14 protein-coding genes are annotated in these 13,824 nt (G+C 73.4%); 6 read left to right on the forward strand and 8 right to left on the reverse strand.

Annotated elements, in window-relative coordinates:
* On the forward strand, positions 1 to 645 hold a 645-nt coding region (locus C1A33_RS09875; RefSeq protein WP_101831217.1), incomplete at its 5' end, for a substrate-binding domain-containing protein.
* Here C1A33_RS09875 and add read toward each other — a convergent pair.
* Together add and C1A33_RS09885 are read right to left on the reverse strand one after the other, a co-directional pair.
* On the reverse strand, positions 614 to 1,675 hold the full coding sequence (add, locus tag C1A33_RS09880; RefSeq protein ID WP_243407374.1) for an adenosine deaminase: 1,062 nt from the start codon (positions 1,673 to 1,675) through the stop codon (positions 614 to 616). The two genes, C1A33_RS09875 and add, sit on opposite strands and share 32 nt — an antisense overlap.
* Positions 1,672 to 3,120: an 8-oxoguanine deaminase gene (locus tag C1A33_RS09885; RefSeq protein WP_101831218.1), complete on the reverse strand. Its 1,449-nt coding sequence runs from the start codon at positions 3,118 to 3,120 to the stop codon at positions 1,672 to 1,674. The genes add and C1A33_RS09885 overlap by 4 nt, the downstream gene beginning before the upstream one ends.
* Before the next feature lie 72 nt (positions 3,121 to 3,192).
* Between C1A33_RS09885 and C1A33_RS09890 the strand changes: the two genes are divergently transcribed.
* On the forward strand, positions 3,193 to 3,990 hold the full coding sequence (locus tag C1A33_RS09890) for a TrmH family RNA methyltransferase (RefSeq protein WP_101831226.1): 798 nt from the start codon (positions 3,193 to 3,195) through the stop codon (positions 3,988 to 3,990).
* Between the two features lie 34 nt (positions 3,991 to 4,024).
* Here the strand turns inward: C1A33_RS09890 and C1A33_RS09895 are convergent, their stop codons facing one another.
* Both C1A33_RS09895 and C1A33_RS09900 read right to left on the reverse strand, forming a co-directional pair.
* Positions 4,025 to 4,504: a DUF2752 domain-containing protein gene (locus tag C1A33_RS09895; RefSeq protein WP_243407375.1), complete on the reverse strand. Its 480-nt coding sequence runs from the start codon at positions 4,502 to 4,504 to the stop codon at positions 4,025 to 4,027.
* 48 nt (positions 4,505 to 4,552) lie between these two features.
* Positions 4,553 to 5,041 (reverse strand): hypothetical protein, encoded by a 489-nt coding sequence (locus C1A33_RS09900; protein WP_101831219.1) that lies wholly within the window; start codon positions 5,039 to 5,041, stop codon positions 4,553 to 4,555.
* A 421-nt stretch (positions 5,042 to 5,462) separates the two neighbouring features.
* On the opposite strand from C1A33_RS09900, the gene C1A33_RS34750 reads away from it, so the two are divergent.
* From C1A33_RS34750 to C1A33_RS09910, 4 genes are all read left to right on the forward strand, one after another.
* Positions 5,463 to 5,630, forward strand: a complete 168-nt coding sequence (locus C1A33_RS34750) for a hypothetical protein (RefSeq protein WP_165818310.1) — start codon at positions 5,463 to 5,465, stop codon at positions 5,628 to 5,630.
* Positions 5,631 to 5,854: 224 nt separating this feature from the next.
* A complete protein-coding gene (locus tag C1A33_RS34115; protein WP_133150628.1) occupies positions 5,855 to 6,055 on the forward strand; it encodes a hypothetical protein in 201 nt (66 codons plus the stop codon).
* 11 nt (positions 6,056 to 6,066) lie between these two features.
* Complete coding sequence (locus C1A33_RS09905; RefSeq protein WP_101831220.1) at positions 6,067 to 7,164, forward strand: MarR family transcriptional regulator; 1,098 nt, start codon at positions 6,067 to 6,069, stop codon at positions 7,162 to 7,164.
* A gap of 115 nt (positions 7,165 to 7,279) precedes the next feature.
* Positions 7,280 to 8,632 carry an ABC transporter substrate-binding protein gene (locus C1A33_RS09910; protein WP_101831228.1) on the forward strand — a complete coding sequence of 451 codons (1,353 nt, stop codon included), beginning with the start codon at positions 7,280 to 7,282 and terminating at the stop codon, positions 8,630 to 8,632.
* Between the two features lie 83 nt (positions 8,633 to 8,715).
* Here the strand turns inward: C1A33_RS09910 and C1A33_RS09915 are convergent, their stop codons facing one another.
* The 4 genes from C1A33_RS09915 to C1A33_RS09930 form a co-directional block, all read right to left on the reverse strand.
* The gene (locus C1A33_RS09915) at positions 8,716 to 9,411 is read right to left on the reverse strand and encodes an ABC transporter ATP-binding protein (protein ID WP_101831221.1); all 696 of its coding nucleotides are present in this window, start codon (positions 9,409 to 9,411) and stop codon (positions 8,716 to 8,718) included.
* On the reverse strand, positions 9,411 to 10,259 hold the full coding sequence (locus C1A33_RS09920; RefSeq protein WP_101831222.1) for an ABC transporter ATP-binding protein: 849 nt from the start codon (positions 10,257 to 10,259) through the stop codon (positions 9,411 to 9,413). Before C1A33_RS09920 ends, C1A33_RS09915 begins: the two co-directional genes overlap by 1 nt.
* Complete coding sequence (locus C1A33_RS09925; protein ID WP_101831223.1) at positions 10,256 to 12,517, reverse strand: ABC transporter permease; 2,262 nt, start codon at positions 12,515 to 12,517, stop codon at positions 10,256 to 10,258. The genes C1A33_RS09920 and C1A33_RS09925 overlap by 4 nt, the downstream gene beginning before the upstream one ends.
* Positions 12,518 to 12,612: 95 nt before the next feature.
* Positions 12,613 to 13,095 carry a transporter gene (locus C1A33_RS09930; protein ID WP_101831224.1) on the reverse strand — a complete coding sequence of 161 codons (483 nt, stop codon included), beginning with the start codon at positions 13,093 to 13,095 and terminating at the stop codon, positions 12,613 to 12,615.
* Positions 13,096 to 13,824: the final 729 nt, after the last annotated feature.

The raw sequence follows: 13,824 nt of genomic DNA on the forward strand, positions 1-13,824 counted from the left end.
GCGGGGCACGGTGGCGGGGCGCTGCACGTCGCGACCGTGACGTCGCTGGCCACCTGGGTGCTGCCGCGGGCCGTCGCTCACTGGCGGCCCCGGCACACCGATGTCGCCCTGCGGATCACCGAGTTCCCGAACCGGGGGGCACTGGAGGCGTTCATGGCGGCGGGGGAGGCTGACGTCGGCATCGGGCCGCGCCCGGCGAGCTGGTCGGGGCCGGTGCGGTGGCTGGGCCACGAGCGGTTCGTCGTGGTGGTGCCGCGCACCGACCCGCGGGCCGGGCTCGCGGGCGTCGCGCTCGCCGCCTTCGCCGACCAGGACTGGGTCCTCTACGCGCCCGATCACGGGTTGTGCCAGCTTGTGCGGGAGGTGTGCGCGGCGGCCGGGTTCACCCCGCGGGGTGTCGTCGAGACGCGGCAGGTGGACGCGGCGGTCCGGCTCGCCGCCGCCGGCCTCGGCGCCGCGCTGGTGCCGGAGCCGGCGGTGCCGCACGATCTCGCGGCGCACCGGGTGGATCTGGCCGACGCGCCGGTCCGCGAGGTCGTCGCCTACGCCCGCGCGGCCTTCGCCCCGGCCGCGCTCGGCTTCGTCGACCTCGTCTCCACCCTCGACGTCGGCCTCACGCGTCCTGGTGGGGCACCGCCGGTCTAAGGGCGTTGGCGGCGTTCTGGACGCGGGTGCGCAGGGCACGGGCGTCGTCGGCGGGCAGCCAGCTGGCGGTGATGCCGTCCAGGGCGATCGTGACCATGTCGTCGAACGAGTAGCCGAACGTGTCAGCCGCCGAGGCGTACTCGTAGCCGAGGTCGAGGTCGGTCAGAGCGGGATCGTCGGTGTTGAGGGTGGCGAGCAGGCCGGCGGAGCGCATCGCCGGGAACGGGTGCTCGGCGAGCGAGCCGAACGCGTTCGCGATGCGGATGTTGGAGTTCGGGCAGACGGTGAGCGGGATCCGCTCGGCGGCGAAGCGGGCGACGAGCGCGGGATCTGCGACGAGGGACAGTCCGTGGTCGACGCGCTCGGCGCCGAGCACGTCGACCAACGTGGCGATCGCCGAGGGCGGGCTGTTCTCGCCCTGGTGCCCGGTCAGACGGAAGCCGTGGCGGGCGGCGAGCCGGTAGGCGTCGCGGAACGACGCCGGGTCGATGCCGAGCTCGGTCGAGTCCATGCCGACGCCGAGTACACGTTGCATGCCCGTCGCTCCGCCTCGGCGCAGATCGCCGAGCTCGTCGACCATCGCCACGCCGGCGGACGGGCCGAAGGCGCGGTCGATGTCGGCGATGAGCATCGCCGTCGACCCGGTCTCCGCCTCGGCCGCGGCGAATCCCTCGTCGAGCCCGGCGACGATGTCGCGCAGGCGTGAGCCGGCGGTGAGATGGCGCGCCGGGGTGAAGAACAGCTCGGCGTAGACGCGGCCGTGGGCCGCCGCGTCGAGCACGCTCTCGTAGCCGAGCCGGGCCCAGTCATCGCGTCCGGTCAGCGTGGACTGGACCAGCCAGAACACCGAGAGGAACTCGTCGAGCGAACGGTAGGAGTACAGCTCGGTCACGTCCGTCGTCGGCAGCGGGATGCCGGCCCGGGTCGCGAGCTCGACGACCGTCGCGGGCCGCATCGTCCCCTCGACGTGGCAGTGCAGCTCCACCTTGGGCAGCGCGTCGAGCGCCGCCGCCAGCGCCGTATCGGTCACCGCCGCGCTGCTGACGGGTCAAGGCCAGCCTTGTCGAAGGCCTGCTGGATGCCGGTGGCGAGGACGCGGTGGCGGTCGAGCATCGCCGGCAGGTCGGGGTGCGTGGGCCGCCCGTCCTCGACGACGGGCCGGCCGGCGACGACCGTGTGCCGGGCGGCGACCGGGCCGCAGCGCAGCCAGGCGTCGATCGGGTCCGACAGCGCTCCGGCGAAGGCGACCCCGTCCAGCGGCCAGACGACCAGATCGCCGACCGCGCCGACCGACAGCTCGCCGATCTCCCCGACCCGGCCGAGGCAGCCCGCGCCGCCGCGGGTGGCGATCTCGAGGGCGTCGCGGGCCGACGTCGACGCGGCGCCGTGGCGCAGCCGGCCGAGCAGCATCGCGGTGCGGGCTTCCAGCCACAGCGACGCCGAGTCCGCCGACGACGAGCCGTCGCAGCCCAGCCCCACCGGCACCCCGGCGGCGCGCAGCTCGGCGACCGGCGCGAGCCCACCGCCGAGGATCATGTTGCTGCTGGGGCAGTGCGCCACCCCGGTGCCCCAGGTGCCGAGCCGGGCGATCTCCTCGGGGTTCGGGCAGATGCAGTGCGCCACCCACGCCCGGTCCCCGCCCCAGCCGACCTCGGCGAACTGGTCGATGGGACGGCGCCCGAACACCGCCAGGCAGTAGTCGTCCTCCTCCGGGTCCTCGGCGAGGTGGGTGTGCAGTCGCACGTCGAGCCGCTCGGCGAGCTCGGCGGTCGCGCGCATCAGCTCCGGGCGCACCGAGAACGGCGAGCACGGCGCGAGCGCCACCCGCGTCATCGCCCCCCACGACGGGTCGTGATGCCGGTCGACGAGCCGCTGCGACTCGGCGAGGATCTCGTCATCATCCTGGACGACGGAGTCCGGCGGCAGCCCGCCGTCCTTCACCGACAGCGACATCGAGCCGCGGGTCGGGTGGAACCGCATCCCGAGTTCCGCCGCGGCCGCGATCTCCGCCGAGATCAGGTCGCCGCCGCCGCGCGGATGCACGTACAGATGGTCGGTGCTCGTCGTGCATCCGCCGAGCGCCAGCTCGGTCAGCCCGACGTGCGCGGAGACGTGGACCGCCTCCTCGTCGAGCCTCGACCACAATGGATACAGCGTGGACAGCCAGGTGAACAGGGTGCCGTCCAGGGCGGGGGCGAACGCCCGGGTGAGGTTCTGGTAGATGTGGTGATGGGTGTTCACCAGACCGGGGGTGACGAGGCCGCCGCCGGCGGGCAGCACGCGGGCGGCGGGGGGTGGTGGGTCGCCCGGGCCGCCGATCGCGCTGACCAGGCCATCCGTCACCGCGACCCAGCCGCCGCGGATCTCCCGGCGGTCGGCGTCCATCGTCGCGACCAGCTCGGCACCCGAGACAAGCAGGTCAGCGTGCACGGGAGCGGTGATGGCACGGGCAACGGCGGGGGATGGCAGGGTCATGGCCGCAGATTCTGCGACCCGCGCGTTTCACGCGGGTGACGCGGGCAGCCCCTGGAGGTTCCGGGCGTGACGATCAGCATCGAGGATCCGGCCGACCCGCGGGTCGACGACTACGTCGCCCTCACCGACGTGGCGCTGCGCCGGCGCCGGGAGCCGGCGGACGGCCTGTTCATCGCCGAGGGCGAGCGGGTCATCGACCGCGCGCTGCGGGCCGGCTACCGGCCGCGCTCGGTGCTGGTGTCGCCGGCGCGGCTCACCGCCGTCCCGCCGGACCTGCCCGCCGGCGTGCCGATCTACGTCGCCGGCCCGGAGGTGCTCGCCGCGATCACCGGGTTCGAGGTGCACCGTGGCGCGCTCGCGTCGATGTGCCGCCGCCCGCCCCTGCCCGCCGCCGATCTGCTCGCCGCCGCCCGCCGGCTGCTGGTCTGCGAGGACATCGTGAGCCACACCAACCTCGGCGCGATCTTCCGGTCGGCCGCGGGCCTGGGCATGGACGCGGTGCTGCTCAGCCCGCGCTGCGCCGACCCGCTGTACCGGCGCTGCGTGCGGGTGTCGATGGGCGAGGTGTTCGCCGTCCCCTACGCGCGTCTCGACCCGTGGCCGGATGCCCTGCGCCAGTTGCGCGACGCCGGCTTCGGGCTGCTGGCGCTGACGCCCGCCGCCGACGCCGAGGACCTCGGGACCTTCGCCGCTCACGTCGGCGGGCTCGCGCGGGTGGCGCTGCTGCTGGGCAGTGAGGGACCCGGGCTGTCCGCGGTGGCGCAGGCGGCGGCGAGTGCCCGGGTGCGGATCCCGATGGCGCACGGTGTCGACTCCCTGAACGTCGCGGCCACCGCGGCCATCGCCTGCTATCTGCTGGGACGACGCTGAGGCCTGCTCAGGCAGCCCAGCTCACGCGGTCAGCTCACGCTGCCAGCCAGGTGCAGCCGGGCAGGGGCAGGTTGCGCGCCACCCAGAACGCGATGACCAGCACCGGGATCGCGGGCAGCAGCCGCGGCGGGACCCGGGGCAGCCGGCGCCGCCAACCGGCGAGCCGGGCCAGGGCCAGCGCCCAGCCGGCGACCAGGATCGGCGCCACCACGACGAAGAACAGGTTGTAGTCCGCCGCCGCGACCGGATGGCCGTGCAGGAGCTGGTGCGCCGCGCGCAGCGAGCCGCACCCGGGGCAGTCCAGCGAGGTCGCCCAGCGGAACGGGCAGAGCGGATAGTGCCCGGGGCGTGCCGGATCGACGAGGTACAGGCGAACGCAGGCCGCGACCGCGAGCGCGCCCACGGCGGCGAACCCGGTGAGGCGGGCCCGCGGCGACCAGACCCGCGGCGACCAGAAGCCGCCGGCCGCACTGGCGGGGGCGACGCCGGGTGCCACAGGCCTGGTGACCGTCACGTCGACGAGCGTAGTCCGCGGCGGTCCTGGGCTCAGTCGAGGTGCAGGTCAGTCGAGGTGCAGGGCGCTCTCCTCCGCGGTGGGGGACCAGCCGTCGTCCTCGCGCCCGCGCCCGCGGGCGCGGCGGGTCTCGCGGGCGTACAGACCGCCGTCCTCACCGGCGACGCGGTCCGGCTCGACCAGGGCGGACACCTCCCCGTCGGTCTGGTCGTCGGCCATGAGCCCGGTGCTGCCCACGCCGTAGGCGTCCGCGTCGAGGACCGCGCCGGACTCGCGCCGCTCGGCCTCCGCGTAGGGGTCGGCGTCGGGCAGTTCCGCGGACAGCAGCCGGTCGAACGAGGCGCCCTGCCGCTCCTCCCGGGGGGTGTTCGGATACCGGGTGGCGGAGCTCGGCCGGTCCGGCGCGTCCCAGCTGTCGTCGAGCGGGTCGCGGCCGGCGTCGGTCGAGCCGAGATCGTCGCTGTCCAACATCTCGGTGGACTCCAGTGGCGCGTCCTCGTTGGCCCACGACCCGGGATCCGGGGCCGGCTGCGTCACGGTTACCTCCTCAGCCGGCGCGGCCCGGAACGACCCGCCCTACAGGCGCCCCAAGACGGAGCGCCGCGGGCGGCATCCGGCCGATACCGGCATCAGTGCGTCCCGGCCGTCCCCGGCACGCTTCGATAGTGCACTTCCCCGGACGGGCCATGCTAAGCCCGCCATCGGGCCTTCGCGTCAGCGCCGCGACGGCGGCAATCAGCCAGAGCAGCGCCATGAACGTCGCCATCGTGCGCAGCACTGTGGCCGGCACGAGGATGGGTGCAGCGCCGCGCATGTGTCGGCAAACCCGTCCTCGGCCGGCGCGCTACCCGGCGGGAGCATCGTGTTCGCGGAGAAGACCCTTCCGGCTACCGCGATGTTGAGCGTGACCATGGCGCCGTAGACGACCACGAGCCGGGACAGCGCCCGCTGAGTCACTGTGAACCCGGCAAGCGCCACGGCGAGGCAGACGAGTCCGGGCGCGCCCAACCCGGCCAGGATCACCATCAGCCCGAAGAAGAGACCGGAGGTCATCACCGGGCTCGGCGCGCCCCTGGGCGGCGTCCTCACCTACGGCATCGCGTCCTCGGGCCCGACGGAGGCGTGACCCGGCCAGACCGGGCGCGGGGTGGCCTGAACCGTCGAGAGGAGTAGTGACCGCGCCAACCGGTCCCCGGCGAACCGTTCTCCCGTCGGCGTGCATGCTCACCTCGCGTCGATCCGGCGCGGAAAGATGGCGAGCGGTACGCCATGCCGGACTGTGAGGCGGTCCGCACCGGTCAGGTGCCAGCTCCCGATCTGGGACTCATAGTATTTAAAGGATTGCCCAGCGTGGTGGATGCGGCGATGGAGCGCCGGATCATCTATCTGGCCGGCCATGGAACTCGACGCCGGTCATGGAAGCAGTGGGATGGCATCAACGTCATCGATGATGGCGGAGGATGGGCATTTGCGGATGCCAACGGCAGCGGTATGGACACGATGGCGACGTGGGACGACCCCGCTTGCGGCCGATTGTCAGATGACGTATAGCGTCCCGTTTTGTGGCTACTGTTGCTGAGCGGATACTCGACCAGCTCGCCAAGGTTCCCGAGGGAATGGACGATGGCAGGCTGGCGACCGCGATCGGGGCGAGCCGGGGAACGGTGAACCAGGTCTGCCGGCGGCTCGCCCAGGCAGGACAGCTGAACCGCGCCTCGGGCCCGGGCGGTCTGATCATCAATCGGGCGGCGCCCGCCGTGGGTGGCGCGCCGGCCCCCGAAACCGTCGCGGATCCCGCGCCCGTCGCCGACCCGGCGCCCGTCGTGCCGTCGGCGGAGCAGCCCGACCCCGTGGATGAGCCCGCTCCGGAGCCGGCTGTCGCCGCCGAGCCGATACCCGCCAGCGAGCCTGCGCGCAACGAGGTGATCTCGGTCGCGGCGTCCGAGGTCCGGGCCGAGGTGTCCGCGCCGCCGGCGGAGCCGGACACCGAGCCCGAGCCCGCGGTGGAGGTGGCGCCCGCGGTGGAGCCCGAGCCCGCGGTGGAGGTGGCGCCCGCGGTGGAGCCCGAGCCCGCGGTGGAGGTGGAGCCCGAGCCCGCGGTGGAGGTGGCGCCCGCGGCCGTGTCCGTCGCCGTGGCGGACCCTCCCGTGACACCCGCCTTGCCCCCGGAGCCGGCAGTGGCACCGGAGCCGGCAGTGATCCCGGAACCGGCCCAGGCGCCGAAGCTGGCGGTGGTGCCGGTGGCGGCGAAGGCCGCCGTGCCTGCGGCTCCGACGGAGGAGGAGGATCCGGTGGCGGCGCTCGGGCAGGCGCTGGCCGCGCTCGACGAGGCGATGGCGAAGCTCGGAACCACGATCGCCCCCAGCACGCCCGCGTCACCGGGTGACGTCACGCCACCGGCGGGCGGTACGGTAGCCGAGCCCGTCGGGGCCGACAAGGCTTCCACCGAGGCCTACCCACCCGTGGCATCGATCCCCGACAGTGACGTCGGGGGGGCCGCGGAGGTCGGGGAGCCCGGGGACGGGGAGAAGGTCGAGGGTGGGGAAGGAACGCAGGGAAGGAGCGTTCCACCCGCGCAGGAGACACCGGTGGAGCGCAACAACACACCGCCGGTGCGTCGAAGCTGGTGGCGCCGCATGTTCGTGCGTAACGCGGGATGATGTAACTGTGCGTAGTCTGCGGTGGCATCGTGGCCATCGTCGGGCCGGCGTGCCGAGGACATCGATCCGGCCGAATCGGCCGCGCGTCACCGATCTACCAGGGGAGAGCATGTCCATGCGAGCGAAGTCGCTCGTCGCCGTCCTCATGCTGTCGTCGCTGGCGCTCGTCGCCTGCGGCAGCCGGGTCGGAAGCAGCGGGACGTCGCCATCGAGCTCCAGCGCTCCGGCGGGCGCCTCGAACAACACCGCGTCCGACGTCGGGGTCACGCCCACCGAGATCAAGGTCGGCTCGATCGCTGGCCTGAGCAGCGGTTTCGGGCCTGACACGTTCTCCGCGTCGCTGTACGGGGCGCGCGCCTACTTCAAGGCGCTCAACGCCGCGGGTGGCGTCAACGGCCGCACCATCAACCTCGTCGAGTGTGACGACAAGGGCTCTGGCCAGCAGAACGTCACCTGTGCCCACAAGCTCGTCGACGACGACAAGGTCTTCGCGCTGGCCGGCGTCACGGCATTCCAGTACTCGGGCGCCCAGTACATCAACTCCAAGGGCGTGCCGGACATCGGCGGCCAGCCGGTTGGCACCGAGTACGACCAGTTCCCGCACCTGTACTCGATCTACGGCAGCTACTACCCGCGGGACGGCAGGCGCCCCGGCTTCAACGGGACGCTGTACGCGGGCACCGAGAACTACCGGTGGTTGAAGGAGAACCTGAAGGCCACCACCGCCGGCGTCGTCTACTACAACGTCGCCCCCTCGCAGCGCTACGCCAAGTCGATCGCCGACGGCCTGCGCAAGGAGGGCTTCACCGTCGTCGAGGAGCAGATCAACCTCGGCGCCCCGAGCTGGGACTCCGCGGTGCTCGACCTCAAGCGGCGCGGTGTCCAGGTGGTCTTCGACGCCATGGACGACGGCGGCAACGCACAGCTGTGCAACGCCATCGAGAGCCAGCAGATGCCGGTGCAGGCGAAGGTGACCACGTCGCAGGGCTGGGCGAACAACATCGGCCAGATCTACGCCTCGTCGCCGAAGTGCCGGAACACGATCTACGCGATCAGCAACTCCGCGAACTACCAGGACACCTCGATCCCGGCGGTCGCGCAGTTCCAGAAGGACCTGCAGGCCGCGGCGCCCGACCGGGTCGCCAAGGAGAACGAGTGGATGCTGGAGGGCTACGCGTCGGCCCAGTGGCTGACCGACGCGATCCGCTCCTGCGGCGCCGACGTCACCCGCAAGTGCGTCGAGGCGTACATGACCAGCGGCAAGGACTACGACGGCCACGGCCTGCTCATCCCGACCGGGCGCAACTTCAAGGCGCTGAACCAGGCACCGGCCGAGGAGCGTAACTGCCTCAACGTCGCCCGCTGGCAGGACTCGGCGAACGGCGGCAAGGGCGGCTGGGTGAGCCAGGTCAGGGACATGAACACCACCTGCTACACCGTCCCGAACGTGCCCTACCCGGCAGGCTGACGGACACGCACAGAGGCCCCGGTCCGGGCCACGCCTCCCGAGAGGAGGGCGTGGCCAGGGCCGGGGCCCAGTGCGTTGTGGGGTCAGGCGGGGGTTGCGGCCGCGCCGTGGGTGAACTCGGCCGGCGTTCCGACGAAGGAGCGCTCGCCGCGGTGCAGGACGTAGACCAGGTCGGCCATGGCCAGCGCCTGGTCGGTGTACTGGTCGGCGAGCAGGACGGTGGTGCCGGAGGCGGCGACGGTCGCGAGCCAGCCGAACAGGTCCGCGGCGACCTTGGGGGACAGGCCCAGGGACAGCTCGTCGACCATCAGCACCGACGGGCGGGCCAGCAGCGCCCGGGCCAGCGCCAGCATCCGGCGCTCACCGCCGGACATCGATCCGGCCCGCTGGGCGAGCCGTTCCCGCAGCCGGGGGAAGCTCTCCAGCGCGGGCGTGATGTCGGGATGCCCGCTGGTCTCGGCGATGATCTGCAGGTTGTCCCGCACCGACAGGGTGGCGAACACGGCCCGCTCGTCCGGGACGAGCATGAGCCCGCGCCGGGCCCGGTCGACAGTGGACATCCGGGTGATGTCCTCGCCGCGCCAGGTCAGCGTGCCCGAGCGCAGCGGGATCAGGCCCGCGAGCACCCGCAGGGTGGTGGACTTGCCCGCGCCGTTGGTGCCCAGCAGGGCGGTCACCTTCCCGGCGGGGATCGCGAGGTCGAGGCCGTGCAGCACCTCGACGGTGCCGTAGCCGGCGCGGGCGTCGGCCAGCCGGAGTTCCGCGGTCGCGGTTGTCATCACGCCTCCCCAGGCTGGCTGGCGGCGGCGGCGAGCGGCGCCTGCGCCAGGTAGACCGACCGCACGGTCGGATCGCCTCGGACCTCCTGCGGGTCGCCCGAGGCGACGACCCGGCCGCCGACCATCGCGTAGACCTGGTCGACGACGGAGAACACCAGGTCGACGTCATGGTCGACGATGAGGATGCCGACGCCTTCGGCCGCCGTGCGCCGCAGCAGCTCGGAGAGCTTGGCGGTCTCCTCGGCGTCCAGGCCGCTGGCCGGCTCGTCGAGCAGCAGGATGTCCGGGCGAGCGCACAGCGCGCGGGCGAACTCCACCAGGCGCAGCGCGCCGGTCGGCAGCGTCCCGGCGATCGTGTCGCGGACGTCGGACAGGCCGAGGGACTCGAGTACCTCCTCGACGACCTGGGTCACCGGCCCCTTGGGGGCGAGCCCGAGCTTCTCGAGGACCCCCTCCGCCAGGCGGCTCGTCCGGCCGCGGCCCGGCGCGGACAGGCCGAGCAGGCCGCCGGCGTAGTCGCGGCGGCGGTTCTCGGCGCCGACGAGGAGGTTGTCGGCCACGGTCAGGGTCGGGAACAGCGACGGGACCTGGAAGGTCTGCACCAGGCCGCGCCGGGAGCGGATGTCGGGGCGCATCTTCGAGATGTCGGTGGTGCCGAGCATGACCTTGCCCTCGTCCGGCTGCTCCACCCCGGTGAGCAGGCTGAACAGGGTGGACTTGCCGGCGCCGTTCGGCCCGATCAGGCCGGTGATCATGCCGGGTGGGGCGACCAGGTCGACGTGGTCGACGGCGGTGAGCCCACCGTAGCGGCGCACCAGGCCCACGGCCTGCAGTACTCCGCGGCTCATCGCCCACCTCCCGGGAACGATCCGCCATCCGGTGGCGGCGCGGGGCTCGGCACGCCAGCGCGCGCGCTGGTCTCGACGCCGACGGCGACGCCGACGGCGCGGCTGCTCGCCGCGTACCGGTGGACCATCGCCACCAGTTCGGCGCCGAACGGGGTCAGCCGGGCGTCGGAGAAGGGCACGGTCGCCGGCGCGGCGGACAGTGGCCAGCGGGCGTAGTGGCCGGCCCGGGCCGCGCCGAGGGTCGAGCCGATGCCGGGGATGCCAGTGCTGCCGGTGATGCCGGTGGTCGCCGGCAGGTGCCCGACGGCCGAGATGCGCACCGGCACCGGCCGGGGCGCGCGCTGGTTGGGATCGACGAAGCTGTCGGCGAGGTACTGGGCGAGCAGCCGCAGCATGCCGCGTACGGCGGAGGCGAGACCGCCCGGCATCCAGCCCAACGCCAGCGCCAGGATGCCGATCGCGAGCGTCGACGTGCCGTCCGGGGCGAGCACGTCGATCGTCACGATGAACGCGGCGGCGACGATGGCGCCGACGGCGCTGTCCGCGCCGAACACGACGACCGCGGTGAACCACAGCAGACTCTGCAGCGGGGCGAAGTCGTCGGCGTTGAACGAGTAGCTGCTGTGCACCAGCAGCGTGCCGCCGAGCCCGGCGACGACGCCGGAGACGGTGAAGGCCAGCAGCTTGAGGTTGCGCACGTCAACACCGACCGCCGCCGCGCCGCCGGAGTGGTCCCGCACGGCGAGCAGGGCCCGGCCGAGCCGGCCTTGGTGCAGGTTGCGCACCACCAGCAGGCCGAGGCCGAGGCAGAACAGCTCGAAGACGTAGAAGGCCTTGTCCGACAGCTCCCAGCCGAACAGTGTCAGCGGGTCGAGGTACAGGCCGCTGGCGAACGTCGGCTGCTCGAAGACGAAGCGGCTCACGACCGCGCCGACGGCGAACGTCGTCAGTGCCAGCGTGAGGCCGCGGCGGCGGATCGCCGGATAGCCGGTGACGAACCCGACGGGGGCCACCAGCAGGGCGCCGATGAACATCGCCCAGATGCCCGGCACCGCCGGCAGGCCGAACAGGTCGCCGTTGGCCATCTTGATCGACAGCAGCGCGCCCAGCCCGGCGAACCCGGCGACGCCCAGCGAGAGCTGCCCGCTGTAGCCGGTGACGATCACCATGGACAGGAAGATCAGCCCGAGCGCCGGCACCATGAACGCCGAGCGCAGGTCGGTGGGGGCGAACGTCAGCGGCGCGAGCAGCAGCCCGGCGCCGGCCAGCCTGCCCAGATAGTCCTGGCGGGTCCGGGCCGCGCCGACCCGCCCCGACGGCGGCGCGCCGCGGCTGGAGAAGCTCGCCGTCGCGCCCGAGTCGCCACCGCCGAGCTCCCGCAGTCTCGGCACCGCGAGCAGCAGCACCAGCAGCGCGACGATGAACAGGTTCGACTGCAGGACGGTGAGGACCTGCCCGGCGTCGCCGTGCAGGGTGAACTGCTTGAGCTCGCTCTGCAGGATGGAGATACCGAGCGCGGTGAGCACCGCGACCGGCATGCTCGCCAGCCGCGCCGCCACGACCACGGCGAACGTCTCCAGCACCAGCAGCGTCAGCCCGTAGGGCGTCAGCTGGAAGCGCGGGGCGAGCAGCACGCCGGTGAGCCCGGCCATCGTCGTGCCGGCCGCCCAGCCGGCCGCGGCGACCTTGTCGGCCGGCACGCCGGACAGCTCGGCGAGCTGGCGGTCGTCGACGACGGCGCGGATCTGGCGGCCGAACGCGGTCTTCGCGGCGACGAGGCCGAGCGCGACCGCGAACACGACGACCATGAGCAGCTCGACGAGGGCGTCGATGCCGATCCGGGTGTCGCCGAACAGGCGCACCGACGAGGCCGGGAAGATGCTCGGAGCGTCACTGCGCGAGCCGAGCCCCCAGATCCCCGCGGTGATGCCGAGGGTGAGCACCAGCACGCCGAGGCTCGCGACCAGCGACTCCGCGGCGGAGGCGCGCCGGCGTGCCAACGGCCGGAACACCAGCCGCTCCAGCAGCAGGCCGATGCCGGGCGAGAGCACGCACAGGGCGATGACGGCGGCCAGCCACTTCGGCAGGCTCCACTCGACGACCATCTCGCGGAACACGTACGCCACCAGGGTGGCGATGCCGCCCTGAGCGAGGTTCAGCACGCCGTTGGTGCGATAGGTGACCAGCAGGCCGATGCCGGACAACGCGGCGATCGCGCCCAGGGAGATGCCGGCCAGAGCCAGGTCGATGCTGGTCACCGGGCATCTCCAGGGGGCGTGTCGCCGCCGGCCGGGTCAAATTCGATCACGGTGTCGTTCGCCTTCGCCGTCGTGACGCGGTGGGCGGCGCGGCGTCAGGCGCGCGGGCCGGGCGCGCCGAACCCGGCGGGCCGGCCCGAGTTCCCCTGCGCGGCGCCGGACGCGCCCGCGTAGGCGTTGTGCTGCGCCGTCGGCTGGGGCTGCTGGTAGGAGGCCGTGCCCGGCGCCGCGGGGTCGCCGTCCGTGCCGAGCCCGGAGGTGGCGGCCGCGATGATCAGCGAGTGCAGGTCGTCGACCTGGCCCACGGTGCGCGCCTGGGCGACCCGGGCCGCGTCGAAGCGGTCGGCGACCAGCAGCGCGCTGCCGATCAGCACCAGGGCGAGTCCGCCGAAACCGCCTGAAACCACGTACGGTAGTTGCAGCGCGACGTCCGATTCCTTGGACACGCCCAGGTAGCAGCCGAGGAGGAGAACGCCACCCGCCGCCGCCACCACCCATCCGCGCAGTGCCCGGACCACGTCGACTACCAGCCGCGAGGTGGGCCGCGGGTTACCGGTCCCGGCGGTCTGCTCGTCCACTTTCGTCTCCCCCAAGGAGCGTCTCGTCATCGGTCGTGCGGGCGGTGCCCCCGCAGCGCGCCCGTCCCGGAAGATGATCCGGGCCACGACAGACGTCAGATTAGTGTGCGGAGCTGCACAGGTGCTCTGTCGGGTGGCCCTCGGATGTTCTCGGCGAGCTCCGGCGGCACGGGAAGCTTCGTCGCATTCGGTATATGACGATAGGCCAAGCCGCGGGGACGACCATGTGCTATGTCCGTTCGCGGACAGTCTGCGCTCTATGCGGGTGGATGTCGACCCAGGACGTCTGACCCCGACGTGCCAGGGTCCGGGTGGTGCCGCCTCGCGTGGGGTGGGTGGCCGCGGCGGCTCACGACGCCGGTCCCGACGTCGGCATCGACGCAGGCCGGGGCGGCCCGGCCCGCCTGGGACCCGGCGGCGGCCGGAGCGCGGCACGGGCGTGCCGGGGGTGCGGGCCGCGGCCGTGGGCAGGCCGGAGCACCGCCCCCTCCGGGGGGTCGATCCGCGGCCCGCCTGGGGGCGACGGTCCCGCCCGGTTCGGGCCATCCGCCCGCGCCCGCCGGGGCGGGGCGTCACTCAGCGTGGCTCAGTCCGAGTGGCGGGGCTGGACGGGGATGACGGTCGGTGCGTCCAGCACGTCGCAGAGCACGGCCGAGCCCTCCGCGGCGGTGGGCCGCCCGCTCGCCCGCGGTGCCACGCCGGCGGCTGGGCTGGGGGGCAGGGCTGGGC

Origin of the sequence: Frankia canadensis (assembly GCF_900197875.1) — a bacterium.
In the GTDB taxonomy this organism is placed as follows: Bacteria; Actinomycetota; Actinomycetes; order Frankiales; family Frankiaceae; genus Frankia; species Frankia canadensis.

What these genes read in the sequence shown, in the direction of transcription:
- C1A33_RS09885 (WP_101831218.1), bottom strand. Translation starts at nt 3,120, where the DNA reads ATGACCCTGCCATCCCCCGCCGTTGCCCGTGCCATCACCGCTCCCGTG.
- C1A33_RS09910 (WP_101831228.1), top strand. Translation starts at nt 7,280, where the DNA reads ATGCGAGCGAAGTCGCTCGTCGCCGTCCTCATGCTGTCGTCGCTGGCG.
- C1A33_RS09915 (WP_101831221.1), bottom strand. Translation starts at nt 9,411, where the DNA reads ATGACAACCGCGACCGCGGAACTCCGGCTGGCCGACGCCCGCGCCGGC.
- C1A33_RS09920 (WP_101831222.1), bottom strand. Translation starts at nt 10,259, where the DNA reads ATGAGCCGCGGAGTACTGCAGGCCGTGGGCCTGGTGCGCCGCTACGGT.